A 26130-nucleotide genomic window follows, 5' to 3' on the forward strand; every position below is an offset into this window, starting at 1 on the left:
GGTGCCTCCGGCCGCCACGTCTTACTGCGGGACCGGCCTGACGGCGAAGGCAGGTGTCGCCGGTTCCCTCAGCACGTCAGGGTCTTACTTGATCTCCTGGTCGGGCACGATCTTGCCGCCGGTGACCTTGTAGGCCCAGACCGTCTTGTCGGACGGCTCGCCCTGGGCGTCGAACTTGATCTGCTTGGTCACGCCCTTGGCGTCGTAGTTGTGCACGAAGCTGTTGACGTCGGCCAGGCTGGTCTTGCCGGCGGCGATGGCCGCGAGGAAGACGTTGGCCGCGTCGTAGCCCTCGGCGGAGTAGGTGGCCGGGTCGGAGCCGTAGGCCGCCTTGAACGCCGACTGGAACTCCGGCGCCTTCTCCGGCGGGAGGCAGGGGCAGGTCATGACGGTGCCCTCGGCAGCGGCGCCCGCCGCCTTGATGTAGCCGTCGTCCTTGACGCCGTCGCCGACGACGATGGTGCCCTTCCAGCCCTGCTGGCGCAGCTGCTTGGCGAGGATCGCCGCCTCGGCGTAGTAGCCGCCGTAGAACAGGGCGTCGGCGTTGGACGCCGCCACCTTGGTCACGGTCGCCGAGAAGTCGGTCTGCTTCTGCTGGACCTCGTCGGTGCCCACGACCATGGAGCCGAGGTCACCCTTGACGATGTCGGCCAGGCCCTTGCCGTACTCGGAGGAGTCGTCGGCGACGAACACCTTCTTGGCGCCGAGGGTGTCCTTGATGTACTTGGCGGCCGCCGGACCCTGGGTCGCGTCGTTGCCGAGCATGCGGAAGAAGGTCTTCCAGCCGTTCTGGGACAGCTTCGGGTTGGTCGCCGACGGGGTGATGGTGGTCAGGCCCGCCTTGTCGAAGATCGGGTCGGCGGCCTTGGACTCACCCGAGAAGGCCGGGCCGACGATGCCGATGACCTTCTTGTCGCTGACGGCCTTCTGCGCCAGAGCCGGCGCCTGCGCCGGGTCGCCCTGGCTGTCGAAGGTCGTGAGGGTCACCTTGCAGTTGGCGTGCTTCTCGTTGTACTGCTTGACAGCGAGGTCAGCACCGTTCTTGATGTTGATGCCGAGGTTGGCGGCGTCACCGGTGAGGGCGCCGAAGAAGCCGATCTTGAGGTCGCAGGCCGTGCCGCCACCGGAAGCGGTGCTCGAGCCGCCCTTGGTCCCGCAGCCGGTCAGCACGAGCGCGGCTGCCAGCACCGGCGCGCCGAACTTGATGAGAGAACGCACGAACTCCTCCTGATGCCACGTATGGCGAAGCGCTCAGCGCAACGCTGTGGACCCCCCTCTGCGGGAGGTTTGACGGAACCCTAGACCCCGTCAGGGCATCGCGGGCACCGTCTGCGCCCGAACGGTGACCGTGTCGTGACCTTGCGTCTACTCGCCTCCGGACGAACCCGGCATACCGCTGATGACGGCCTCGGCGACCTCGCGCATCCCGAGCCGGCGGTCCATGGCGGTCTTCTGGATCCAGCGGAACGCGTCGGCCTCGCTGACCTTGAGCCGGCTCATGAGGACGCCCTTGGCGCGGTCGACCAGCTTGCGGGTCTCGAGCCGCTCGCCGAGGTCGGCCACCTCCTGCTCGAGGGCGTGCAGCTCGCTCCAGCGGGATCGGGCGATGTCGATGGCCGGGGCGAGGTCGCCGGCGGTGAACGGCTTGACGACGTAGCCCATGACCCCGGCGTCCCGGGCACGCTCGACGAGCTCCTTCTGGCTGAAGGCCGTGAGCATGACCACCGGGGCGAGGCGCTCGGCGCCGATCCGCTCGGCCGCGCTGATGCCGTCCAGGACCGGCATCTTGACGTCCATGATGACGAGGTCCGGGCGCAGCTCGCGGGTCAGCTCGACCGCCTGCTCGCCGTTGGAGGCCTGGCCGACGACGTCGTAGCCGGACTCCCCCAGCATCTCGGCGAGGTCCATGCGGATCAGGGCCTCGTCCTCCGCGACGACGATGCGCAGCCGCGGCTGCTCCCCCGGGTATGCCGTGTGCTCGGCTGAGGGGGCGGGCGTGGGGTCCGGCGTGGTGGCGTCGTCGTTCACGACGGCCAGCCTAGCCAGCCGGGCGCCGGTGCCCTGACAACAGTGCCGAGGGCGGGACTTGAACCCGCACGCCCTTTCGGGCAAAGCATTTTGAGTGCTCCGTGTCTGCCATTCCACCACCCCGGCCGGGTGCGGCGTCAGCATAGCGTCCGGCACCGTCGACCCGGACGAGGTGGGCTGCGTCATCTGCAGGTGCGACCGCGCACGGCCGCGCCGGACGATGACGGCATGGACGGAGTCCCCACGTCTGAGTCCAACAAGGCCCTCGTCCGGCGCCACTTCGAGGAGACCTTCAACCAGCGCCACCTCGCCTCGTGCGACGTGCTGTTCGCCCACGACTTCATCGAGCACGCGGTCGCGCCGTTCGGGCCGGCCGCGCCCGGGTTGGTGGACGGCCCGGCGCACATGCGCCAGACCGTGGAGTGGCTCATCGCGCAGTACCCCGACCTGCACATGCGCATCGAGCAGGTCGTGGCCGAGGGCGACCTCGTCGTGGCGCGCGTCCGCAGCACCGGCACGAACCTGGGCCCGCTCAACGGGGTCATCCCCGCCACCGGGCGCCGGTTCGACTCCTATGCCTGCCACTGGTTCCGCGTGGTGGACGGCCTGCTCGCCGAGCACTGGGCGGTCCGTGACGACCTCACCTCGATGGTGCAGATCGGGGTCATCACGCCGCCCCGCCCGCCGGCCGGGGAGACCTCCGGTCCGGCACGTGCCGGGTCGACGGGGGCAGGGTCGACGAAGGCGCGGTCATCGGAGGCGGCGGGCGCCGGGGCGCCGGTGGCCCGCCGGGCGTGGCGCCCGCAGGCGCCTCCCACCGTGCTGGCGTGAGCCTGCGGCGGCCCGGAGCGGCGCCCGCCTAGAGGTCGAGGTCCTGGTAGGCGGGGGCGACCCGGTTGACCGCGTTGCCCATGCGGTGGACCCGCAGCGCGTTGGTGGAGCCGGGGATGCCGGGCGGGGAGCCGGCGACGATGACCACGAGGTCGCCCTCGACGGCCCGGCCGGACTGCAGCAGGGACACGTCAACCTGAAGCGCCATCTGGTCGGTGTGCTTGGCCATCGGCACCAGGAAGGTCTCGATCCCCCAGGTCAGCGCCAGCTGCGAGCGGGTCGCCTGGTTGGGCGTGAAGGCCAGCATCGGGAGCTTGGAGCGGATGCGGGAGAGCCGCTTGGCCGAGTCGCCGGTGGTCGTGAACGTGACGAGGAACTTCGCGCCGACGAGCTCGCCGATCTCGGCGGCCGCCCGGGTCACCGCACCACCGGTGGTGTGCGGCTTGGTGCCCAGCGGGGCGACCCGGTCCAGGCCGTGCTCCTCGGTGTTCTCGATGATCTTGGCCATCGTCTTGACCGTCTCGATCGGCCAGGCGCCGACGCTGGTCTCGCCCGAGAGCATGAGGGCGTCGGCCCCGTCGAGGACCGCGTTGGCGGCGTCGCTGGCCTCGGCACGGGTCGGCCGGGAGTTCTCGATCATCGACTCCAGCACCTGGGTGGCGACGATGACCGGCTTGGCGTTGCGGCGGGCGATCTCGATGGCGCGCTTCTGCACCAGCGGGACCTGCTCCAGCGGCAGCTCGACGCCGAGGTCTCCGCGGGCGACCATGACCCCGTCGAAGGCCTCGATGATGTCGGCGAGGTTGTCGACGGCCTGCGGCTTCTCGATCTTGGCGATGACCGGGAGGCGCACGCCCTCCTCGTCCATGATCCGGTGCACGTCCTCGATGTCCTTGGAGGAGCGCACGAAGGACAGGGCGATCATGTCCGCGCGCAGGTGCAGGGCCCAGCGCAGGTCGGCCTCGTCCTTGTCGGACAGGGCGGGGACGCTCACCGCGACGCCGGGCAGGTTGATGCCCTTGTTGTTGGAGACCGTGCCGCCCTCGATGACGACGGTGACCACGTCGGTGTCGGTGACCTCGACGGCCTCGAGCGCGACCTTGCCGTCGTCGATGAGCAGCCGGTCACCGGGGCTGACGTCCCCCGGGAGGCCCTTGTAGGTCGTCGAGACGCGGTCCTGGTCGCCCAGGATGTCGTCGGTCGTGATGGTGAAACGCGCGCCGTTCTCCAGCTGGACCGGGCCGTCGGCGAAGCGGCCGGTGCGGATCTTCGGGCCCTGCAGGTCGACGAGGACCCCGACCGCGCGGCCGGACTCGTCGCTGGCGCGACGGACCTCGAGGTAGACCTTCTCGTGGTCCTCGTAGGCGCCGTGGGAGAGGTTGAGCCGGGCCACGTCCATGCCCGCGGCGACCAGCTCCGAGAGCCGCTCCGCCGAGGAGGTGGCTGGTCCCAACGTGCAGACGATCTTGGCGCGGCGCATGGTCAAACCCTATGGGTTACCGGCCCGTAGCACGGAACCGGCCACCCCCTGGGGGCGGCCGGTCCCGACAGGCGGACATCCTCAGACGATGAGCGGACGGTCCGTGGGGTTGATCGGCCTCGGCAGGGCCGAGGAGCCGGTGAGGAACGCGTCGACGCCGTGCGCGGCGGCCCGTCCCTCGGCGATGGCCCAGACGATCAGCGACTGCCCGCGTCCGGCGTCGCCGGCGACGAAGACACCCGGCACGGAGGTCTGGAAGTCCTTGCCCCGCTTGATGTTCGAGCGCTCGTCGAGCTCGACGCCGAGCTGCTCGACCACGCCGGTGCCCTGGGGGCCGAGGAAGCCCATGGCCAGCAGAACCAGCTGGGCCGGGATCTCCCGCTCGGAGCCCTCGACCTCGGCGAAGCCCTTCTCCCCCATCTCGACCTCGACCACCCGCAGCGCGCGCACGTTGCCGTCCTCGTCACCGAGGACCTCCTTGGTGCTGGCCGCGTAGACCCGGTCGCCGCCCTCCTCGTGGGCGCTGGCCACGCGGAAGAGCATCGGGTAGGTCGGCCACGGCTGCCCGGCGGGGCGGTCCTGCGGCGGGCGGGGCATGATCTCCAGCTGGGTGATGGAGCGGGCGCCCTGCCGGATCGCGGTGCCGAGGCAGTCCGCGCCGGTGTCGCCGCCGCCGATGATGATGACGTCCTTGCCGGTGGCCACCACCTGGTCCTCCACCTGCTCCCCCAGGGCGACCCGGTTGGCCGGCGGGAGGAAGTCCATCGCCTGGACGATGCCGCCCAGCTCACGGCCGGGCACCGGCAGGTCGCGCGGCACGGTGGCGCCGACGGCCAGGACCACCGCGTCGTAGCGCTGGCGCAGCTGCGCGCCGGTGATGTCCTGGCCGACGCTGACACCGCTGCGGAAGCGGGTGCCCTCGGCCTTCATCTGCTCCAGGCGCCGGTCCAGGACGGACTTCTCCATCTTGAACTCGGGGATGCCGTAGCGCAGCAGGCCGCCGGGCTTGTCCTCACGCTCGAACACCGCGACGGTGTGCCCCGCCCGGGTCAGCTGCTGGGCGGCGGCCAGGCCGGCCGGGCCCGAGCCCACGACGGCCACGGTCTTGCCGGAGAGCCGCTCCGGCGGCTGCGGCGTGACCGTGCCGGAGTCGAACGCCCGCTCGATGGTGGTCAACTCGACCTGCTTGATCGTCACCGCGGGCTGGTTGATGCCCAGCACGCAGGCGGTCTCGCACGGCGCCGGGCAGAGCCGGCCGGTGAACTCCGGGAAGTTGTTCGTGGCGTGCAGGCGCTCGATCGCCTCGCGCCAGTCGCCCTTCCAGGCCAGGTCGTTCCACTCCGGGATGAGGTTGCCCAGCGGGCAGCCGTTGTGGCAGAAGGGGATGCCGCAGTCCATGCAACGCCCGGCCTGGCGCTGCAGCTGCGCGACCTCCTGCTCCTCGTAGACCTCGCGCCAGTCCTTGATCCGGACCGGCACCGGCCGGCGAGTCGGCAGCTCACGCTCACGCGTCGTCAGGAAACCCTGAGGGTCAGCCACGAGAAGCCTCCATGATCCGCTCCCACACCTGGGTGCCGTTGGGGTCGAGTCCCTCGGACTCGGCCGCAGCCCGCACGTCGAGCACGCGTTGGTAGTCGCGTGGCAGCACGAGCGTGAAGCGGCTCTTGACGTTGTCCCAGTCCGCCAGCAGGCGTGCCGCCACGGCGGAGTCGGTCCACTCCCGATGCCGCGTGAGCAGCTCATGGACCGCCTTCTCGTCGCTCTCCCGCAGCGGGGTGAGGTCGACGAGCTCGGTGTTGACCCGCTCGGGGCGCAGGTCGAGGACGTAGGCCACGCCACCCGACATACCGGCGGCGAAGTTGCGGCCGGTCGGGCCGAGCACGAGGACGGTGCCACCCGTCATGTACTCGCAGCCGTGGTCGCCCACACCCTCCACGACGGCGGTCGCGCCGGAGTTGCGCACGCAGAACCGCTCGCCCACCTGGCCGCGCAGGAACACCTCACCGGTCGTCGCGCCGTAGCCGATGACGTTGCCGGCGATGACGTTGTGCTCGGCGGTCAGCGAGGCGCCGCGCTCGGGGCGGACCACCACCCGGCCGCCGGACAGGCCCTTGCCGACGTAGTCGTTGGCGTCGCCGAACAGCCGGATGGTCACCCCGGGGGGCAGGAACGCGCCCAGCGACTGACCGGCGGAACCGTTGAGGGAGATGTCGATGGTGCCGTCGGGCAGTCCCTCGGGGTGGGCCTTGGTCACCTCGTGCCCGAGCATCGTGCCGACGGTGCGGTTGACGTTGCGCACCGGCAGCTCGACCCGCACCGGCTCCCCGCGCTGCAGCGCGTCCTGGCTGAGCTGGATGAGGGTGTGGTCGAGCGCCTTCTCCAGGCCGTGGTCCTGGCCGGCGGTGTTGTACCGCGCGGAGCCGTCCGTGGGCACGACCTCGGTGAGGATCGGGGTCAGGTCCAGGCCGCTGGCCTTCCAGTGCTCCACCGCCCGGGCCGTGTCGAGCAGCGAGACCTGGCCGACCGCCTCGTCGATGCTGCGGAAGCCCAGCGCGGCGAGGTGCTCGCGGACCTCCTCGGCGATGTACTCGAAGAAGGTCTCGACGAACTCCGGCTTGCCGGAGAAGCGAGCCCGCAGCTCGGGGTTCTGGGTGGCGATGCCGACCGGGCAGGTGTCGAGGTGGCAGACGCGCATCATGATGCAGCCGCTGACCACCAGCGGAGCCGTGGCGAAGCCGAACTCCTCGGCGCCGAGCAGCGCGGCGATGACCACGTCGCGTCCTGTCTTGAGCTGGCCGTCGACCTGCACCACGATCCGGTCGCGCAGGCCGTTGAGCACCAGCGTCTGCTGGGTCTCGGCCAGGCCGAGCTCCCAGGGGGCGCCCGCGTGCTTGAGCGAGGTCAGCGGGGAGGCGCCGGTGCCTCCGTCGTGGCCGGAGATCAGCACCACGTCGGCGTGCGCCTTGGAGACCCCCGCCGCGACCGTGCCGACGCCGACCTCGGAGACGAGCTTGACGTGCACGCGCGCCTGCGGGTTGGCGTTCTTGAGGTCGTGGATCAGCTGGGCCAGGTCCTCGATCGAGTAGATGTCGTGGTGCGGCGGCGGGGAGATCAGGCCCACGCCCGGTGTCGAGTGCCGCGTCCTGGCCACCCACGGGTAGACCTTGTGGCCCGGAAGCTGGCCGCCCTCGCCCGGCTTGGCGCCCTGGGCCATCTTGATCTGGATGTCGTCGGACTGGGTCAGGTAGAGGCTGGTGACACCGAACCGGCCCGAGGCGACCTGCTTGATCCGCGAGCGCCGGGCCGGGTCGAGCAGCCGGTCGACGTCCTCGCCGCCCTCGCCGGTGTTGGAGCGGCCGCCGAGGTTGTTCATCGCCACCGCCAGCGTCTCGTGCGCCTCCTGGCTGATCGAGCCGTAGCTCATCGCGCCGGTGTTGAAGCGCTTGACGATCTCGCTGACCGGCTCGACCTCGTCCAGCGGCACAGGGGTCCGCCCCTCGGAGGCCAGCTCGAACAGGCCACGCAGGGTCATGAGCCGCTCCGACTGCTCGTCGACGCGCGCGGTGTACTGCCGGAAGACGTCGAAGCGACGGGCCCGGGTGGAGTGCTGGAGCCGGAAGACGGTCTCGGGGTCGAACAGGTGCGGCTCGCCCTCGCGGCGCCACTGGTACTCCCCGCCGACCTCGAGCTTGCGGTGCGGCAGCCGCACGCCATCCGGCGGGTAGGCGCGGGCGTGGCGGGCGGCGGCCTCGGCTGCGAGCACCTCGAGGTCGACGCCGCCGAGCTGGGTGACGGTGCCGGTGAAGTAGCGCTGGACCAGCTCCGCGGACAGGCCGATCGCCTCGAAGACCTGCGCGCCGCGGTAGGACGCCACGGTGGAGATGCCCATCTTGGACATCACCTTCAGCACGCCCTTGCCCAGCGCCTTGATGAGGTTGGCCACGGCCTTCTCGGCGCTGACGTCGGCGAGCTGGCCGGAGCGGACGAGGTCCTCGACGGTCTCCATGGCCAGGTAGGGGTTGACCGCCGCCGCGCCGTAGCCGATGAGCAGGGCGACGTGGTGCACCTCGCGCACGTCACCGGCCTCGACGATGAGGCCGACCTGGGTGCGGGTCTTCTCCCGGATCAGGTGGTGGTGGACGGCGGAGGTCAGCAGCAGCGACGGGATCGGGGCGAGGTCACGGCCGGAGTCTCGGTCGGAGAGCACCACGAAGCGCGCTCCCCCGGCGATGGCCTCCGACACCTCGGCGAAGATCTCCTCCAGCCGGGCCTGCATCGCGGCCGCGCCGGCGGACACGTCGTACAGGCCCTTGACCACGTGGGTGGCGTAGCCGGGCAGGTCGCCGTCGGCGTTGATGTGGACGATCTTGGCCAGGTCGTCGTTGTCGATCACCGGGAACGGCAGCACGACCTGCCGGGCGTGGGCCGGGGTCGCGGTGAGCGCGTTGCCCTCGGGGCCGATGACCGTGCCCAGGGAGGTGACCAGCTCCTCGCGGATGGCGTCCAGCGGCGGGTTGGTGACCTGGGCGAACAGCTGGGTGAAGTAGTCGAACAGCAGCCGCGGGCGGTCCGAGAGCACTGCGATCGGGGTGTCCGTGCCCATCGACCCCAGCGGCTCGCCGCCGGTCCTCGCCATCGGCGAGAGCAGGATCTTGAGCTCCTCCTGGGTGTAGCCGAACGTCTGCTGGCGCCGGGCCACCGACGCCGCGGTGTGCACGATGTGCTCACGCTCGGGCAGGTCGGCGAGGTGGATCAGGCCGGCGTGCAGCCACTCGTCGTAGGGGTTCTCCGCAGCCAGGGAGGCCTTGACCTCGTCGTCGCTGACGATCCGGCCGTGCTCGGTGTCGACGAGGAACATCCGCCCGGGCTGCAGCCGCCCGCGGCGCACGACCCGCTCCGGCTCCAGCTCGAGGACACCAGCCTCGGAGGCGAGCACCACCAGGCCGTCGTCGGTCACCCAGTAGCGGCCGGGGCGCAGGCCGTTGCGGTCCAGCACGGCGCCGATGACAGTGCCGTCGGTGAACGTCACGCAGGCGGGACCGTCCCAGGGCTCCATGAACGTGGAGTGGAACTCGTAGAACGCCCGGCGCGCGGGATCCATCTCGGCATGGTTCTCCCACGCCTCCGGGATCATCATGAGCACGGCGTGCGGCAGGGAGCGGCCGCCGAGGTGCAGCAGCTCCAGGGCCTCGTCGAAGCTGGCCGAGTCCGAGGCCTCAGGGGTGCAGATCGGGAAGAGGCGCTCGAGGTCGCCGGGGATGATGTCGCTGGCCAGCTGGCTCTCGCGGGCACGCATCCAGTTGCGGTTGCCCTTGACGGTGTTGATCTCGCCGTTGTGGGCGATCAGCCGGTAGGGGTGGGCCAGCGGCCAGGACGGGAAGGTGTTGGTCGAGAAGCGGGAGTGGACCAGCGCGAGCTCGGTGGCGAACCGGCGGTCGGACAGGTCGGGGAAGAACGGCTCGAGCTGGCCCGTGGTGAGCATCCCCTTGTAGACGAGGGTGCGACACGACAGCGACGGGAAGTAGACCTCGGCCTCGCGCTCGGCACGCTTGCGCAGGCAGAACGCCATCCGCTCCAGGCCCAGGCCGACGACCCGGCCCGCGGCGGCGGTGACGAACAGCTGGCGGAACACCGGCATGCACGCCCGGGCGGTCTCCCCCACCAGGTCGGCGTCGACCGGCACGTCGCGCCAGCCGAGGACCCGCAGGCCCTCCTCGGCGGCCAGGTCCTCGATCGTCGCGACGGTGTGCGCCTGCTCCTGCGGCTCGACCGGCAGGAAGGCGATACCCACGGCATACGCGCCCTGGGCGGGCAGCTCGAAGTCGACGACCTCGCGCAGGAAGGCGTCGGGGACCTGGGTGAGGATGCCGGCGCCGTCGCCGACCTCCGGGTCGGCGCCGGTCGCGCCGCGGTGCTCGAGGTTGCGCAGCGCCGTCAGGGCATGGTCGACGATGTCGTGCCCGGCACTGCCCCGCATCGTGGCGACGAGGGCCACGCCGCAGGCGTCGTGCTCGTTCGCGGAGCTGTACAGCCCCTGGTTCGCGGGCTGCGCGGAGAAGCGCGAGAAGGCAGACATGGCTGCGAAGTCACCGTCCTTGAAACTGTCACGAGGAGCACTCGGGCACCGGCTGGACGGCGTTGGCCAGCGTGGTCCGAGCAGAATAGCCGAGAGTGGCGATGTCCTGACAGCTGGGACAGATCAGTCCGGATCGTGAGACGAACCCCGGTCCGCAGCACGCGCCCCCGCGTCGGTGGTATGCCGGGCCGCCGGGCCTGCGGGCACGGTCGCCTCCCCCGCGCTGACCTCGGCGTCCTCGGTCGGGACCCGGTCCTCGCCGGCCTCCGGGGTGGCCGCCTCAGCGGCCGCGGCCCGCCGGCCGAAGCGCCACCACAGCGCGAGGCCGAACAGGAACACGAGGACGGAGGTCCACACGTTGAGACGCAGCCCGAGGATGTGGTTGGCCTCGTCGGTGCGCATCAGTTCGATGACCAGCCGACCGGCGGTGTAGAGCATGACGTAGAGGGCGAACACCCGGCCCGGGACGAGCGGGCGGCCGGCGGCACGCAGCCGCCGCTCGAGGAGCACGATCGCCAGGGCGATCAGCAGGCACCAGAGCGACTCGTAGAGGAACGTGGGTTGGAAGGTGCCGAGCACCACCGGCTTTCCGGAGGCGTCCACGACCGCCTTGCCCGCGGCCTGGTCCCACTGGTGGATCTCCAGGCCCCAGGGCAGCGAGGTGCGCCCGCCGTAGAGCTCGTTGTTGAACCAGTTGCCCCAGCGTCCGAACGCCTGGGCGACGGCCACACCCGGGGCGGCCGCGTCGATGAAGTCCAGGAAGCGGACGTGCTGGCGCCGGCACCCGATCCAGGCGCCGACGGCGCCCAGCGCGACCGCGCCCCAGATGCCCAGGCCGCCGTTCCACACCTTGAATGCGTCCATCGGGTGGCCGCCCGGCCCGAAGTAGGGCTGCCAGGAGGTCGCCAGATGGTAGAGCCGGCCGCCCACGATGCCGAACGGCACCGCCCAGGCCGCGACGTCCAGCGCCTGGCCGGGCCTGCCGCCGCGGTCCTCCAGGCGGCGCTGGGTGATCCAGACGGCGACGACGATGCCGGCCAGGATGCACATCGCGTAGGCCCGGATCGGGAAGAACCCGAGGTACCACACGCCCTGCGTCGGGCTGGGGATGCTCGCGGCCAGGGCGGTGGTCACTTCGTGGCTGCCTTGACCTGGTCGGTGAGGTACTGCTGCGAGAGCTGCTGCAGCGGCAGGTCCTTGCCGTTGAGCTTCAGCGTGGGCGTGGAGAAGACGCCGGCCTTCTCGGCCGCGGTCTCGACGTCCTTGGCGTAGCCCAGGTGCGCCTTGGCGTCGAAGCACTTCGTCCAGGTGGTCAGCGCGGAGCCGCTGAGGCCGGCCTTGCTGGCGAAGCCCATGAGGTCGGCGTCGGTGTAGCCGGCCCCCTCCTGCGCGGGCTGGTTGGCGTAGACCACCCCGTGGTAGTCGAGGAACTTGCCCTGGTCGGCGGCACACGCCGCCGCCGCGGCCGCACGGACCGAGGAGTCGTTGCCGAGCTTGGCGTCGAGGAAGCTCATCATGTGCACGACCAGCTTGATGTCACCGGCCTTGGCCATCGAGGAGATCTGCTGGCCGAAGACCTGCTCGAGCTTGCCGCACACCGGGCACTGGAAGTCCTCGTAGAGGTCCAGGGTCGGGGCACCCGCCTTGGCGGTCGAGGCGTTGGCGACGATCCCGCCGCCGGTGCCGGTGGCGCCCTGGGGCAGGGCCGAGGAGCCGCTCGCGCCGCTCGAGCCGCTGCTGCTGCTCCCGAGGATCACCGCGAGCACGATGCCGATGATCGCCACTGCGGCGACGATGCCCCCGATGAGGATGCGGTTGGGGCCCTGCTTCGGCGCGGCGGCCTTGAGCTTGGCCGAGGCGTCGGGTCGCGAGGTCATGCGTGCTCCTGTCCGAACAGACGGTGGTCGAGGCCGTACGCGGTGCGTGGCCGGACGGTCAGCCACGCGGCGCAGAGCAGCAGCCCGGCGTCGCGGAGGACTTCCGAGAGGTAGTGCGTCTGGGAGGCCGCGATGGTTCCCCCGCCTCCGAAGCAGCCGCAGTCGATGGACAGTCCGCGGGCCCAGGCCGAGATGATGCCGATCTCGAAGGCGACCATGAGCAGGCCGCCGAGCACCGCGGCCACCCGGGTGAACAGCCCGGCGAGCAGCAGCAGCCCGAGGAGGATCTCGAAGACCGGCAGGGCGTGCCCGATGACCCCGGCGAGGTCGTAGGGCAGCAGCTGGTAGGCCCGCACGGCCATGGCCGACTGGGCCGGGGAGGCCACCTTCAGCCCTCCGGCCACCACGAGGACGCCACCGAGCGCGAGCCGGGCCACGAGGCCCACCAGGTCGGCGCGCCGCTCCCCCCGCCGGGACGCCACGGCCTCAGCGACCCTTGCGGACACCGGCGGCCAGCTCAGCGGCGAGGTCACGGAGCGCGGCGATGCCGGCGGCCCGGTCGCCGCCCGCCTCGGCGTCGGACAGGGCGCGCACCAGGGCGGACCCGACGATGACACCGTCGGCGAAGGCACCGACCTCGGCCGCCTGGGCACCGGTGGAGACGCCCAGCCCGACGCAGACCGGCTTGTCGGTCGCGGCACGGGCCCGGGTGACGAGGTCCTCGGCGGCGTCCCCGACCGCCGCGCGGGCGCCGGTGACGCCCATGACCGCGGTGGCGTAGACGAAGCCGCGGCACGCCTCGGCAGTGCTGCGCAGGCGCTCGTCGGTCGAGCTCGGTGCGACGAGGAAGACCCGGTCGAGGTCGTTGCGCGTGGCGGCGTCGATCCACTCCCCGGCCTCGTCCGGGATGAGGTCGGGGGTGATGAGGCCGGCACCACCGGCCGCCTTGAGGTCGGCGGCGAAACGGTCCACGCCGTAGCGCAGGACCGGGTTCCAGTAGGTCATGACCAGCGCCGGGGCCCCGGCGCCGGCGACTGCCCGGACGGCGGTGAACACGTCGGCCAGGCGGGTGCCGCCCTTGAGCGCAGCGTCGACCGCGTGCTGGATCACCGGCCCGTCCATCAGCGGGTCCGTGTAGGGCACGCCGATCTCGACGATGTCGACCCCGGCCTCGACCATGGCGACCATGGCCTCGATCGAGCCGGGCACGTCGGGGTAGCCGACCGGCAGGTAGCCGACCAGGGCCGCACGCCCCTCGGTCCGGGTCCGCTCAAGGACCTCCGCGACGCTGCTCACCAGCCACTCCCCTCGGCCTGCTCGACCGGTTCCTCCGCCTTGAGCTGCTCGGCCTCGACCAGCTCCTCCTCGCTGATGAGCCCGAACCAGCGCGCAGCGGTGTCGACGTCCTTGTCCCCTCGGCCGGAGAGGTTGACCAGCACGATGCCGTCAGGGCCGAGCTCGCGGCCGATCCTGATGGCACCGGCGAGGGCGTGGGCGCTCTCGATCGCCGGGATGATGCCCTCGGTGCGGCACAGCAGCGCGAACGCGTCCATCGCCTCGGTGTCGGTCACCGGGTAGTACTCGGCCCGTCCGGAGTCCTTGAGGAACGCGTGCTCCGGGCCGACGCTGGGGTAGTCCAGTCCGGCCGAGACAGAGTGGGACTCCAGCGTCTGGCCGTCCTCGTCCTGCAGCACGTAGGTGTAGGCGCCGTGCAGCACACCAGGCACCCCGGTGCTGAACCGGGCGGCGTGGTGGCCGGTGTCGACCCCTTCGCCGCCGGCCTCGAGGCCGACCAGCCGCACCGAGGCGTCGTCGATGAAGCGGTGGAAGATGCCCATCGCGTTGGAGCCGCCGCCGACGCAGGCGCAGACGGCATCGGGCAGCCGGCCGACGAGGTCGAGCACCTGGGCCCGCGCCTCGACGCCGATGACGCGGTGGAAGTCGCGCACCATCTCGGGGAACGGGTGCGGGCCGGTGACGGTGCCGATGAGGTAGTGCGTGTCGGCGACGTTGGTCACCCAGTCACGCATGGCCTCGTTGATCGCGTCCTTGAGCGTGGCGCTGCCGGTCGAGACGGGCACCACCTCGGCGCCGAGCAGGCGCATGCGCGCGACGTTGAGCGCCTGCCGCTTCGTGTCCTTCTCGCCCATGTAGACGGTGCAGGACAGCCCGAGCAGCGCCGCGGCGGTGGCGCTGGCAACGCCGTGCTGGCCGGCACCGGTCTCGGCGATGATCCGGCTCTTGCCCATCCGCTTGGTCAGCAGCGCCTGGCCGAGCACGTTGTTGATCTTGTGCGAGCCGGTGTGGTTGAGGTCCTCGCGCTTGAGCAGGATGCGGGCACCGCCGGCGTGCTCGGCGAACCGGGGCACCTCCGTGATGAGGCTGGGCCGACCGGTGTAGGTCCGGTGCAGCCGCTCGAGCTCACCCTGGAATGCGGGGTCGACCGCGGCCTTCTTCCGGGCCTCGTCGAGCTGCTCGAGCGCGGCCACGAGGGCCTCAGGGACGAAGCGACCGCCATACGCGCCGAAGCGCCCCTCGCGGTGCGAGGGCTGGGACTGGCTCATCACACTCCTTGCTTGCGCAGTGCCGGGTGAGCACCTGCGGCGATCAGGTCGGCCACGGCCTCGCGCGGGTGGCCACCGGTCACGAGGCTCTCCCCCACGAGCACGGCGCCGGCGCCCGAGCGGGCGTATTCGAGGACGTCGTGCGGACCGCGGACGCCGGACTCGGCGACCTTGACGATGCCGGCGGGGATCATCGGCGCGACCCGCGCGAAGGTCGACCGGTCGACCTCGAGGGTCTTGAGGTTGCGGGCGTTGACGCCGATGACGCGCGCGCCTGCGGCGACCGCCCGCTCGGCCTCCTCCTCATCGTGCACCTCGACGAGGGCGGTCATGCCGAGGGACTCGGCCCGCTCCCGCAGGCCGACGAGGGTGTCCTGGTCGAGGGCGGCGACGATCAGGAGGATCACGTCGGCGCCCCAGGCCCGCGCCTCCCACACCTGGTAGGAGGAGACCATGAAGTCCTTGCGCAGCACCGGGACGTCGACCGCGGCGCGCACCGCGGCGAGGTCGTCGAGGCTGCCGCCGAAGCGGCGCTGCTCGGTCAGCACGCTGATCACGCTGGCGCCACCGGCGGCGTAGTCGGCGGCCAGGCCGGCCGGGTCCGCGATCATCGCGAGAGCGCCCTTGCTCGGGCTGGAGCGCTTGACCTCGGCGATCACCTTGACGCCCCCAGGCGCGCTCAGCGCCGCGAACCCGTCCTTGGGCGGATCCACCCTGGCGACCCGTGCCTTGAGCTCGTCCAGGGACGTGCGCGCCTGCCGGACCGCGAGGTCCTCCCGGACTCCGTCGATGATCTCGTCAAGAACGCTGGACACCCGTCAAGGCTAGCCGCGCCGTCCCGTCCGTCCGAATCGACCCCGCACGAGTGCGCCCGGCCGGGCGCTCTCAAGCCGGCGAGAGCGCGGTCCAGCCCGGCACGTTGCGCAGGACCCAGAACGCGACGATGCCGGCCAGCAGCACCCAGATGCTCCACCCCGGGGCGACCCGGCGCGGCACCCGCCCGGTCACGGTGCGTTCGACCCACAGCACCCACGACATCAGCAGGTAGGGCACGACCAGCACGGCGAACGGGTTGCGGGCCAGGGCACCGGCGAGGTCGAGGTGGGCCAGGTCGTGCAGCGCCCTCAGCGACCCGCACCCGGGGCAGTACCAGCCGGTGACGGCCAGGAAAGGGCAGGTCGGGTAGTGCCCGGGCTGGTTCGGGTCAACCGCCGCGAGGTATGCCGTGGCCGCCACCCCGGCCGCGCCGACCGCCAACGGCAGGAAGAGCCCGCGCCACGACCGCAGTGCTGCAGGTGTGGACACGGGCTCTTCCTCCGGCTCCGCCGCCACCGGCGACGGTGGCGGTGCTAGTTGGTGGCCATGCCGTTCTTGGCGGCGTTGAGCTGGAACGGCACCGCGATGGCGATCGCGATGATGCCCACCACCACCGTGACGATGGTCCAGGTCTTGGCACGCTGCGAGGCCTGCTGGGACCCAGCGTAGTCACCGGCCTGCCACTTGCTGTTGACCTGGGAGGCGAAGACGATCGCCACGATGCCCAGGGGCACGCAGCACAGGATGCAGGCGAGGATCGACTGCACCAGGTAGTTCTTCGGCGGCGCACCAGCGGGGCCCTGGCCGGGCATGCCCTGGGCGGGCGGCGGCGGAGGGGGCGGCGGCGTCTGGCCGTAGTCGGACATGGAGGTGGTCCCCTGTTCGTCGGTGCGCACCGGTCTGGCGCATCTGCGCCCCGACCCTAGCCGCACAGGCACCACACAAGTCCACGAGACACGCGCGCCCGGCGGCAGCGGGGACACCCGGGCAGCATGACGCCCGGGCCGCAGCGCGGTCCGGGCGTCCTGGCGGGCCGTGACGTCAGCGGATCGCGGTCGTGCCCTCCGCGGCCTCCGGCTTGTGCTGGCCGAAGCCGGCCATCGCGAGCACCTTGCCGGCGATGACGCCGACGAGGACGAGGACACCACCGGCGACGAACATCCACACGGACGCGAGGACGACGGCCAGGGACATGATCGCCGACGCGACCAGCAGGATGGTGACGGCGGTCCAGGCAGCGACGCTGTGTCCGTGTCCGTGCTCGGCCATGAGGGTTCTTCTCCTTGTGCGGTCTGACGTTGGGGGACATTGTGTCAGCGTCGTGAGCGCGAGCGCACAGCGGGCGGGCGGGTGCCCGTCACGCCACCCGGGCTCAGCCCTGCCCAGTCCGGCTCACTCCTGGGTGGGGTCCTCGCCCCGGGAGATGCGCTCCCAGGCCGACACCTCACGCTCCGGGCGCCGGGGAGCAGGCGAGGCACCGGACTCCGGCTCCCGCGCGCCGCCGGGACTGCCCGCACCGGGACTGCCGGCGTCGTCGTGCGAGCCGGGGACGGCTGCGGCGGCGGGCGACGGCACGTCATACCGGCTGGACAGGCCGGCCCACCGCCGGCCGCCGGCCAGGGCGGCCAGCCCGCCCAGGGTCACCGCCAGCGCCGCGAGGCCGGCGACCCAGACCCACACGGTCAGCGTGCCGTGCGCGGGGACCGAGCCGGTGCGGCCGGTGCTCGAGGCGGCGAGGCGGCCGAGCGCGGCGCCGGGGTCGGCGACCACGATGCCGATGACCACGAGGGCGAGCACGCCAGCGAGCAGCGCCGCGACGCTCGCGACCACCCGCACCACCCGGCCGGCGGTGGCCGCCGCCACGGCAGAGGCGGCGCCGACCAGGGCCGCGGCCAGGACGCCGGGCGCGACCTTCGAGCCGGTGCCGTGGACCATGCTCGCGCCCAGCACCGCGTCACTGACCGAGCCCTCCAGCCAGGTGCGCGAGCCGGTGACGAGCAGGACGCCCGCCCCCAGCAGCACCAGCAGGAGGACGACGCGCTTGGAGGTCAGGCGGGTCACGGCGCCCTCAGCCCGGACGCCGAGGCCACGGCACGCAGCGCGGCGGCGGCCTTGTTGACGCTCTCCTCGAACTCCAGCTGCGGGACCGAGTCGGCGACGATGCCACCGCCCGCCTGCACGTGCGCGACGCCGTCGCGGATCACCGCGGTGCGGATCGCGATCGCCATGTCGAGGTCACCGTGGAAGTCGAGGTAGCCGACGACGCCGCCGTACAGCCCACGACGGCTCGGCTCGAGCTCGTCGATCAGCGCCATCGCCCGCGGCTTGGGCGCCCCCGACAGGGTGCCCGCCGGGAACGTCGCCGCGAGCACGTCGTAGGCGCTCCGGTCCGGGCAGATCTCGCCGACGACGGTCGACTCCAGGTGCATGATGTGGCTGTAGCGGCGGATCGTCATGAACTCCACCACGTCGACCGTGCCGGCCTCGCACACCCGCTGCAGGTCGTTGCGTGAGAGGTCGACCAGCATCACGTGCTCGGAGCGCTCCTTGGCGTCGGCGAGCAGGTCCTCGCCGTTGGCCACGTCCGCCTCCGGGGTCGCCCCGCGCGGCCGCGAGCCGGCGATCGGGTGGGTGATGGCCCGCCGGCCGGTCACCTTCACCAGCGCCTCGGGGCTGGAGCCGACGACGTCGTATGCCGTGTCGTCGGGTGCCGGGAGGCGCAGGAGGTACATGTACGGGCTGGGGTTGGAGGCCCGCAGCACGCGGTAGACATCGAGCGCGTCGGCCGGGCAGGGCACCGAGAACCGCTGCGAGAGCACGACCTGGAAGACCTCACCGGCCCGGATCGCCTCCTTGCCGGCCTCGACCATGGCGAAGAACTCGTCCGGGGTGCGGTTGCTCGTGGCCTCCGGGGCGGTCGGCTCGACCACCGCGACGGTGCTCGGCGCCGACGCGGCCAGGTCGGCGGTCATCGCGTCGAGCCGCTCGACCGCGTCGCGCCAGGCCTCCTCCACCCGCTCGTCGGTGGCGTCGTAGTTGATGGCGTTGGCGACCAGCAGCAACGAGCCGTCGGCGTGGTCGAGCACGGCCAGGTCGGTGGCCAGCATCATCGCCAGCTCGGGCAGGTGCAGCTCGTCGGGCGTGCCGTCGGGCACCTTCTCCCAGCGGCGCACGGCGTCGTAGGTGATCGCGCCCACCATGCCGCCGGTCAGCGGGGGCAGGCCGGGGATGGGCTCGGTCGCCAGGGCAGCGACGGTGTCGCGCAGGGCCTCGACCGGGTTGCCGCCGGTGGGCACCCCCACCGGCGGCGTGCCGATCCAGTGGGCCTGGCCCTCGTGCTCGGTCAGCGTGGCGTGGCTGCGGGCGCCGACGATGGAGTAGCGCGACCACACCCCGCCGTGCTCGGCCGACTCAAGCAGGAACGTGCCGGGACGGTCCTGGGCGAGCTTCCGATAGACCCCCACCGGGGTCTCGGCGTCGGCCAGCAGCCGGCGCACCACCGGGATGACCCGGCGGTCCCGGGCCAGCTCGGTGAACGTGTCCAGTCCCGGCCAGGTGACGCCGTAGCGCAGGTCGGGCTCAGACATCGCGCTGCCCCCGCACCGCGGCGAGGTCGCGACCCTCGAAGCAGGTGCGCGAGCCGGTGTGGCAGGCCGCGCCGACCTGGTCGACCTGGACGAGCAGGGCGTCGCCGTCGCAGTCGAGGGCGACGGAGTGCACGTGCTGGGCGTGCCCGGAGGTGTCTCCCTTGCGCCAGTACTCCTGACGGCTGCGGGACCAGAAGGTCACGCGGCCAGAGGTCAGGGTGCGGTGCAGCGCCTCGTCGTCCATCCAGCCGACCATGAGGACCTCATGGGTGTCGTGCTGCTGGACCACGGCGCAGACGAGGCCGTCGGCGTCGCGCTTGAGGCGCGCGGCGACGGCGGGGTCGAGGGGGGAAGGGCCTGGCACCTGCCCCATTCTGCCGTGCCTACACACCCCGCTGTTGCGCGACCCATGAGGCGTGCAGGCGGGAGTAGACGCCACCGGCGCCGACCAGCTCACGGTGCGGACCGCGCTCCACGATCTCGCCCTTGTCGACGACCACGACCTCGTCGGCCGCCTCGGCGGTGGACAGCCGGTGGGCGATGGCGATCGAGGTGCGGCCGCGGGTGAGGCCGTCCAGCGCCCGCTGCAGCCGGACCTCGGTGGCCGGGTCGACCGCGGAGGTCGCCTCGTCGAGGACGAGCAGGTCGGGGTCGGCGAGGTAGGCCCTGGCGAGCGCGACGAGCTGCCGCTCCCCCGCCGACAACGACTCCCCACGCTGGCCGACCTCGGTCTCCAGGCCCTGCGGCAGCCCCTCGAGCCAGGCGTCCAGGCCCAGCTCGGTCAGCGCCAGCTCGACCTCGGCGTCGGTGGCCTCGGGCCGGCCGAAGCGGATGTTGTCGATCAGCGGCGCGTCGAAGAGGAACCATTCCTGCGGCACCAGCACGACCCGGCCGCGCAGCGAGTCGAAGCGCACCTGGCGCAGGTCGACGCCGTCGATGCGCACCGCGCCCTCGCTGGGGTCGATGAGCCGGGTGAGCAGCTTGGCCAGCGTGGTCTTGCCCGAGCCGGTCTCGCCGACGATGGCCACCCGCGAGCGCGGTGCGATCGCGAGGTGCACGTCGCGCAGGACCGGCGGCCCGCCGGGGTAGGCGTAGGTCACCCCGTCGAAGTCCACGGTGATCGGCCCTCGGGGCAGGCGCTGGCCGTCCTCGCCGGGGTCGGAGATGTCGGCCGGGGTGTCGATGACGCCGATGACCCGGCGCCAGCCGGCGACGGCGTTCTGCATCTCGTTGAGGATCTCGCTGGCAGTCTGGACCGGCTGGGTGAACAGGTTGACCAGGAACAGGAACGCCAGCAGCTCGCCCAGGGTGAGCCGGTCGTGGACGGCCAGGACCGTGCCGACGACGATCACCGCGGCCGTGGTCAGTCCGGAGACGAGCTGCCCGGTGGTGAACGACAGGACCGCGCGCACCTGGGCCCGGATCGCGGCGGTGCGGTGGTTGGCGATGGCCTCGTCGATGCGCGCCGCGGTGCGGTCCTCCACGCCGTAGGCGCGGATCGTCGCCGCCCCCACGACCGCCTCGGAGACCGCGCCGAGCAGCTCGCCGACGCGCTGGCGCACCAGCGTGAACGCCCGGCCGACCATGCCCTGGAACCGGCGGATCAGGACGAACAGCGGCAGGAAGCACAGCCACACCAGCCCGGCGAGCGCCGGGGAGTAGATGACCATCAGAACCGTCGTCACCAGCAGCTGGCCGACCGAGATCATCAGCATCAGCCCGCCGAACTGCACGAACATCGAGATGGTGTCGACGTCGCTGGTCACGCGGGAGACGAGCGACCCGCGGCGCTCGGTGTTCTGGGTGAGCACCGACAGGTCGTGGATATGCCGGAACGCCTTGAGCCGCAACGTCGCCAGCCCCGCCTCGGAGGCGCGGAAGAGCCGCACGTTGACGAAGTAGGACGTCACCCCGGTCGCCATGACGGCCACCGCGGCGAGCAGCACCATGCGCACGACGAGCGCCACGTCGGGACCGCCGGGCGCGAGGATGCCGCGGTCTGTGGTCTGCTGGACGACGAACGGCACGAGCACCCGGCCGATGGTGGAGACCAGCGCCAGGGCCAGGGTCACCCCGATGCCCTTGCGCAGCTCGGGGCTCAGCTCGACCCCGCGCCGCAGCGTGTCGGCGGTGCCGAGCTGGGCCGAGCTGTCGATGCCCGACGTGTCCGGTAGCGGCTGCGACCGCGACCCCAGGCTCATGCCTGCTCCCCCGCACTCACGCTGTCCTCCTCGTCGGCGGCGACCGCCGCCCGCTCCGCGGCCTCCCGGGCGTATGCCGTGACCAGCCGGCCGTAGCCCCCGCACCGGTCGAGAAGCTCCTCGTGGGTCCCGTGGTCGACGACCCGGCCGTGCTCGAGGTAGACCACGTCGTCCGCGAGCGCGATCGTGGCCATCCGGTAGGCGACCACCAGGACGGTGGTGCCCAGGCTGGAGTCGCGCAGGGCGGCGAGGATCGCCTGCTCCACGCTGGGGTCGACCGCGCTGGTCGCGTCGTCGAGCACGAGCAGCCGAGGCCGGCGGATCACCGCGCGGGCCAGGGCGATCCGTTGCCGCTGCCCGCCGGACAGGCTGGCGCCGCGCTCCCCCACCGGGGTGTCGATGCCCTCGGGCAGCGCTGCGACGAAGCCGTCGGCCTGGGCGATGCGCAGGGCGTTCCAGACCGCCTCGTCACTGTGGTCCTCGCCGAGCGTGACGTTGCTGCGCACGGTCCCCTCGAACATGAACGTCGCCTGGGCCACGAGGGCGGCCACCTCGGGCACGCCGCCGTGCGCCAGGTCGCGCAGGTCGACCCCGTCGAGGGTGACCGTGCCCGAGTCGGGGTCGACCAGCCGGACCATGAGCGAGGCCAGCGTCGACTTGCCCGAGCCGGTGGGCCCGACCAGCGCGGAGGTGCCGCCGGCGGGGACCTCGAGGGTGACCTCGCGGACGGCGGGGTTGGACTCGGCCACGAGCTCGCCGTCGACGCCGGTCCGGCTGACGTCGTAGGCGTAGGACGCGGACTCGACCCGCACCGGAGTGGGCCCCTCGGTCGGGAGCCGCCGCTCGCCGTACGGCATCTCGCCCCGGGCCTGCAGGACCGCGTCGATGCGCTCCCAGCCGACGACGGTGCGCGGCAGCTCGGCCAGCACCCAGCCGAGGGCACGCACCGGGAAGGACAGGATGGAGAACAGGTAGGCCACCTGCACGACCTCGGCGGCGTTGAGCTGGCCGCCGGCCACGCGGGCGGTGCCGATCGCGAGGACGGTCAGCGTGCCCAGCGTGGGGATCGCCTCGATGACCGGGTCGAACGTGCCGCGGGTGCGCCCGACCTCGACGTTGGCGGCCTGAAGCCGGCGGGTGACGTGCTCGAACCGCGCCGCCTCCTCCTGCTCGCGGCCGAGCGCCTTGACCACCATCGCCGCCTCGAAGCTCTCGTGGGCGACCTCGGAGACCTCGGCGCGCAGCTGCTGCGCGGCCGTGACCCGGGGGGACATGCGCCGCTGGAAGGCCAGGTTGGCCAGGAACAGCGCGGGGAACACGGTCAGCCCGACCGCCGCGAGCACCGGGTCGACGAGGAACATCTCGACGGCACCGACGACGAGCATGATGATGACGCCGACCGCCATCGGCAGCGGGTTGAACACCTGCCACGCGGCCTCGACGTCGGCGTTGGCGTTGGACAGCAGCTGCCCGGAGGGGTGGCGGTGGTGCCACGACAGCGGGAGGCGGAGGTACTGCCGGGTGACGCGGCGGCGATAGGTCGCGCTGAGGTTGTAGAAGGTGATGCCGGCAGCGACGCGACGCACGACCACGCCGACGACGTTGAGCACCACGACCGTGCCGACCATGAACCCGGCCTGCCACAGCTGCGCGGCGGTGACGTGGTGGGCCGCGATCGCAGGGGCCACGATCTCGTGGACGACCTTGCCGATGACCCAGGCGGTGCCGACGGTCATCACCGCGTAGAGCGCACTGCCCACCACGGCCAGGGCGAACCATCCCCGCTGCTGCCGGATGCCACGGCCCACGACGGCGAGCCCGCGGCGCAACGTGGGCGTGGACGCGCTGGCCACAGCGACCTCCTGGGAGGGGTGAACGGGGAAGGCTCCCAGCCTCTCACGGTGCGGTGACAGGATGCGTCCATGACGCGCTGCGCCCGGAGCGAACGAGCGGCCCTCTGCGAGACCTTCGAGCGGGTCGGCCCGGATGCCCCGACCCTGTGCCCGCCGTGGCGCACCCGCGACCTCGCGGCGCACCTCGTGGTGCGCGAGCGCCGCCCGGACGCCGCGTTCGGGATCTGGCTGGGCCCCCTCGAACGCCACAACAAGCACGTGATGGACGGCTACGCCGGTATGCCGTGGGGCGAGCTGGTGGACCTCGTGCGCTCCGGTCCGCCGCCCTGGTGGTTCACCCGCGTCCCCGAGCTCGACGAGCGCACGAACCTGCCCGAGTTCTACATCCACCACGAGGACGTGCTGCGCGCCCGGCCCGGCTGGCAGAAGCGGGAGCGCGGCGCGGAGCTCGAGGCCGCCCTGTGGCGCAGCCTGTCGGCCACCGCGCGGCTGATGTTCCGGCGGGTCCCGGTCGGGGTCGTGCTCGTCACCCCGTCGCACGGCCGGCAGGCGGTCAAGGCGCCGACGGCCCGGGGCACGGTCGTGCTCCGCGGCGAGCCCGGGGAGCTGATGCTGCTGGCCTACGGCCGCCGTGACGTGGCCGACGTGGAGGTCACCGGGCCGGACGAGGCCGTGACCGGCTTCGGGCTGGGACGGCTGGGCATCACCTGAGCGGGCGCGCGGCCCCGGCGGACCGGGTCAGTGCAACGGGTCGGGGGAAGGCGTCAGCGGACCGGGTAGCCGTGGGCGCGCAGCTCGTCCTTGACCTGGCCGATCGTCAGCTCTCCGTAGTGGAACACGCTCGCGGCGAGCACCGCGTCGGCGCCGGCCGCGACGGGCGGCGTGAAGTCCTCGACCTTGCCCGCGCCGCCGCTGGCGATCAGCGGGATCGTGATCTCCGAGCGCACCGCGTCGACCAGCGGCACGTCGAAGCCGTCCTTGGTGCCGTCGGCGTCCATGGAGTTGAGCAGGATCTCCCCGGCCCCCAGCGCGGCCGCGCGGGCGCACCACTCCACCGCGTCGATGCCGGTGCCCTGGCGGCCACCGTGGGTCGTCACCTCGAAGCCGCCCGTGGGCGCCCCGGAGTCGTCGCGCCGGCGGCGCACGTCGGCGGACAGGACCAGCACCTGGGAGCCGAACCGGTCGGCGATCTCGGCGATGAGCTCCGGGCGGGCGATCGCGGCGGTGTTGACGCCGACCTTGTCGGCCCCGGCCCGCAGCAGCCGGTCCACGTCGTCCACGGAGCGCACACCGCCACCGACGGTGAGCGGGATGAAGACCTGCTCGGCGGTGCGCCGGACCAGGTCGTAGGTGGTCTCGCGGTTGCCGCTGCTCGCCGTGACGTCGAGGAAGGTCAGCTCGTCGGCACCCTGCTCGTCGTAGCGCTTGGCCAGCTCGACCGGGTCGCCCGCGTCACGGAGGTTCAGGAAGTTGACGCCCTTGACGACGCGTCCGGCGTCGACGTCGAGGCAGGGGATGACGCGGATGGCAACACTCACGACCGCAGCCTACCGACGGCCCTGCCCCGGCCCAGCCGCGGCGGCTAGCCTCCGGGCCATGCCCTCCCCCACTCCGCGGGGCGCCCACCCGGGCCCGCAACCCGGTCCACAACCCGGCCCTGTGTCGGCCGCCGACGCGCTCGACCGCGCCGTCGCACTGGCGGCCGACGCCGAACCGCGTTGCGGGACAACGGTGGTCGTCGCCGTCGACGGGCCGAGCGGGTCCGGCAAGTCCACCTTCGCGGCGGCGCTGGCGGCCCGGCTCGGGGGCGCGCAGGTGGTCCGCATGGACGACATCTACCCCGGCTGGGACGGCCTCGAGGCCGCCGTGCCCCTGCTGCGCGATGGCGTCCTCGCGCCGCTCGCCCGGGGTGAGCGGGCGGCATACCGGCGCTTCGACTGGGACCGGGGCACGTTCGCGGAGGCCCACGAGGTGCCCGCCGCGCCGGTCCTGGTGGTCGAGGGCGTCGGCTGCGGCGCGCGGGCCTGCGCGCCGTGGCTGTCGGTGCTGGTGTGGATGGAGGCTTCACCGAAGGTACGGCGCGCCCGGGGGTTGCACCGGGACGGGGAGACCTACCGCCCGCACTGGGAGCGCTGGGCGGCGCAGGAGCGGACCCACTTCGCCGCGGAGGGGACACGCCGGCGGGCCGACCTCGTGGTGGACACCGACCCGGCGCCGGCCGGGGCATGATGGCGCCCATGGAGCCTGCGGACATGATGGCGGCGGTGTCCTCCTCGCTGGCCGAGCGCACCGGTCGGCCTCTGGAGGAGTGGGTGCGGCTGGTGCGCGAGTCCGGGCTGGACCCGTTGCAGCAGAACGAGGTCCGCCGCTGGCTGAAGGATGTGCACGGCGTCCCGCAGAACTCCCAGTGGGCGATCGCGGACGCGGCCGCGCGCGATGCCGGGTGGGTTGAGCCGACGGTGGAGGAGTATGCCGACGCCCTGTATGCCGGGTCGAAGGCAGGGCTGCGCCCGCTCCACGACGCGGTGGTCGCCCTCGCGCTGGCCCAGGGCGAGGACACCAGCGTGCAGGGCCGCAGCGGATACGCGCCGGTGGTGCGCCGGACCCAGTTCGTCGCCGTGGCGCCGGGGCCGCGGGGCACGCTGCGGGTCGGCTTCCGCTTCCGCGACGGCGTGCCCGAGGACGACCGGCTGTCCCCGGCGAAGGGGTTCGGGCAGGCGACGCACTGGCTGCACCTCGAGGCGGACGCCGACGACAACGACGTCCGCTCGCTCGAGCCGCTGCTCGAGGTCGCCTACGCCCAGAACGGCTGAGCGC

General features: G+C 72.5%; 24 protein-coding genes and 1 tRNA gene. 4 read left to right on the forward strand and 21 right to left on the reverse strand.

From position 1 onward, the window contains the following. Positions 1-84 precede the first annotated feature (84 nt). The 3 genes from ACXVGS_RS12515 to ACXVGS_RS12525 all read right to left on the reverse strand — a co-directional run bounded on the left by ACXVGS_RS12515 (position 85) and on the right by ACXVGS_RS12525 (position 2154). On the reverse strand, positions 85-1218 hold the full coding sequence (locus tag ACXVGS_RS12515; RefSeq protein WP_458530979.1) for a branched-chain amino acid ABC transporter substrate-binding protein: 1134 nt from the start codon (positions 1216-1218) through the stop codon (positions 85-87). A gap of 147 nt (positions 1219-1365) precedes the next feature. After that, positions 1366-2028 carry an ANTAR domain-containing response regulator gene (locus tag ACXVGS_RS12520; protein ID WP_458532716.1) on the reverse strand — a complete coding sequence of 221 codons (663 nt, stop codon included), beginning with the start codon at positions 2026-2028 and terminating at the stop codon, positions 1366-1368. Between the two features lie 43 nt (positions 2029-2071). Beyond that, positions 2072-2154: transfer RNA gene (locus ACXVGS_RS12525), tRNA-Leu, on the reverse strand. Between the two features lie 102 nt (positions 2155-2256). On the opposite strand from ACXVGS_RS12525, the gene ACXVGS_RS12530 reads away from it, so the two are divergent. Further along, on the forward strand, positions 2257-2859 hold the full coding sequence (locus tag ACXVGS_RS12530; protein WP_458535726.1) for an ester cyclase: 603 nt from the start codon (positions 2257-2259) through the stop codon (positions 2857-2859). Between the two features lie 28 nt (positions 2860-2887). Here ACXVGS_RS12530 and pyk read toward each other — a convergent pair whose 3' ends face one another. The 17 genes from pyk to ACXVGS_RS12615 form a co-directional block, all read right to left on the reverse strand. Then, positions 2888-4339, reverse strand: coding sequence for a pyruvate kinase (pyk, locus tag ACXVGS_RS12535; protein WP_458530976.1), 1452 nt, complete (start codon positions 4337-4339; stop codon positions 2888-2890). Positions 4340-4420: 81 nt separating this feature from the next. Beyond that, positions 4421-5878, reverse strand: a complete 1458-nt coding sequence (locus ACXVGS_RS12540) for a glutamate synthase subunit beta (protein ID WP_458530975.1) — start codon at positions 5876-5878, stop codon at positions 4421-4423. Then, the gene (gene gltB, locus ACXVGS_RS12545) at positions 5871-10415 is read right to left on the reverse strand and encodes a glutamate synthase large subunit (protein ID WP_458537008.1); all 4545 of its coding nucleotides are present in this window, start codon (positions 10413-10415) and stop codon (positions 5871-5873) included. Before gltB ends, ACXVGS_RS12540 begins: the two co-directional genes overlap by 8 nt. 123 nt (positions 10416-10538) lie before the next feature. Beyond that, positions 10539-11549 carry a prolipoprotein diacylglyceryl transferase gene (gene lgt / locus ACXVGS_RS12550; protein ID WP_458533255.1) on the reverse strand — a complete coding sequence of 337 codons (1011 nt, stop codon included), beginning with the start codon at positions 11547-11549 and terminating at the stop codon, positions 10539-10541. Continuing rightward, positions 11546-12292 carry a DsbA family protein gene (locus tag ACXVGS_RS12555; RefSeq protein WP_458530758.1) on the reverse strand — a complete coding sequence of 249 codons (747 nt, stop codon included), beginning with the start codon at positions 12290-12292 and terminating at the stop codon, positions 11546-11548. The genes lgt and ACXVGS_RS12555 overlap by 4 nt, the downstream gene beginning before the upstream one ends. Further along, entirely contained in the window at positions 12289-12774 is a 486-nt protein-coding gene (locus ACXVGS_RS12560; RefSeq protein ID WP_141788565.1) for a MauE/DoxX family redox-associated membrane protein, read from the reverse strand. Before ACXVGS_RS12560 ends, ACXVGS_RS12555 begins: the two co-directional genes overlap by 4 nt. 4 nt (positions 12775-12778) lie before the next feature. Continuing rightward, on the reverse strand, positions 12779-13591 hold the full coding sequence (gene trpA / locus ACXVGS_RS12565) for a tryptophan synthase subunit alpha (RefSeq protein ID WP_458530761.1): 813 nt from the start codon (positions 13589-13591) through the stop codon (positions 12779-12781). Next, positions 13585-14856, reverse strand: coding sequence for a tryptophan synthase subunit beta (gene trpB, locus ACXVGS_RS12570; RefSeq protein ID WP_458532280.1), 1272 nt, complete (start codon positions 14854-14856; stop codon positions 13585-13587). Before trpB ends, trpA begins: the two co-directional genes overlap by 7 nt. Further along, on the reverse strand, positions 14856-15671 hold the full coding sequence (gene trpC / locus ACXVGS_RS12575; RefSeq protein ID WP_458530756.1) for an indole-3-glycerol phosphate synthase TrpC: 816 nt from the start codon (positions 15669-15671) through the stop codon (positions 14856-14858). Before trpC ends, trpB begins: the two co-directional genes overlap by 1 nt. A gap of 70 nt (positions 15672-15741) precedes the next feature. Further along, entirely contained in the window at positions 15742-16161 is a 420-nt protein-coding gene (locus ACXVGS_RS12580) for a DUF2752 domain-containing protein (RefSeq protein WP_458532279.1), read from the reverse strand. A 44-nt stretch (positions 16162-16205) separates the two neighbouring features. Beyond that, positions 16206-16538, reverse strand: a complete 333-nt coding sequence (locus ACXVGS_RS12585; protein ID WP_458537009.1) for a CD225/dispanin family protein — start codon at positions 16536-16538, stop codon at positions 16206-16208. Between the two features lie 175 nt (positions 16539-16713). After that, positions 16714-16941, reverse strand: a complete 228-nt coding sequence (locus ACXVGS_RS12590) for an HGxxPAAW family protein (protein ID WP_141788571.1) — start codon at positions 16939-16941, stop codon at positions 16714-16716. Positions 16942-17064: 123 nt separating this feature from the next. Next, entirely contained in the window at positions 17065-17733 is a 669-nt protein-coding gene (locus ACXVGS_RS12595) for a Trp biosynthesis-associated membrane protein (protein WP_458530753.1), read from the reverse strand. Next, entirely contained in the window at positions 17730-19259 is a 1530-nt protein-coding gene (locus ACXVGS_RS12600) for an anthranilate synthase component I (RefSeq protein WP_458530752.1), read from the reverse strand. Before ACXVGS_RS12600 ends, ACXVGS_RS12595 begins: the two co-directional genes overlap by 4 nt. Next, positions 19252-19623 (reverse strand): phosphoribosyl-AMP cyclohydrolase, encoded by a 372-nt coding sequence (gene hisI / locus ACXVGS_RS12605; protein ID WP_458530751.1) that lies wholly within the window; start codon positions 19621-19623, stop codon positions 19252-19254. The genes ACXVGS_RS12600 and hisI overlap by 8 nt, the downstream gene beginning before the upstream one ends. A 19-nt stretch (positions 19624-19642) precedes the next feature. Beyond that, positions 19643-21460 carry an ABC transporter ATP-binding protein gene (locus ACXVGS_RS12610; protein WP_458537010.1) on the reverse strand — a complete coding sequence of 606 codons (1818 nt, stop codon included), beginning with the start codon at positions 21458-21460 and terminating at the stop codon, positions 19643-19645. After that, positions 21457-23313, reverse strand: coding sequence for an ABC transporter ATP-binding protein (locus tag ACXVGS_RS12615; protein WP_458534875.1), 1857 nt, complete (start codon positions 23311-23313; stop codon positions 21457-21459). The genes ACXVGS_RS12610 and ACXVGS_RS12615 overlap by 4 nt, the downstream gene beginning before the upstream one ends. Before the next feature lie 69 nt (positions 23314-23382). Between ACXVGS_RS12615 and ACXVGS_RS12620 the strand changes: the two genes are divergently transcribed. Continuing rightward, complete coding sequence (locus tag ACXVGS_RS12620; protein WP_458530792.1) at positions 23383-24024, forward strand: TIGR03085 family metal-binding protein; 642 nt, start codon at positions 23383-23385, stop codon at positions 24022-24024. Positions 24025-24077: 53 nt separating this feature from the next. On the opposite strand, the gene hisF is transcribed toward ACXVGS_RS12620, so the two are convergent. Beyond that, positions 24078-24851, reverse strand: coding sequence for an imidazole glycerol phosphate synthase subunit HisF (hisF, locus tag ACXVGS_RS12625; RefSeq protein ID WP_458530791.1), 774 nt, complete (start codon positions 24849-24851; stop codon positions 24078-24080). 121 nt (positions 24852-24972) lie between these two features. Between hisF and ACXVGS_RS12630 the strand changes: the two genes are divergently transcribed. Then, a complete protein-coding gene (locus ACXVGS_RS12630; protein WP_458530790.1) occupies positions 24973-25542 on the forward strand; it encodes an AAA family ATPase in 570 nt (189 codons plus the stop codon). 8 nt (positions 25543-25550) lie between these two features. Then, the gene (locus ACXVGS_RS12635; protein WP_458534872.1) at positions 25551-26126 is read left to right on the forward strand and encodes a DUF5655 domain-containing protein; all 576 of its coding nucleotides are present in this window, start codon (positions 25551-25553) and stop codon (positions 26124-26126) included. Positions 26127-26130: the final 4 nt, after the last annotated feature.

It is taken from the genome of Oryzihumus sp. (assembly GCF_054325275.1).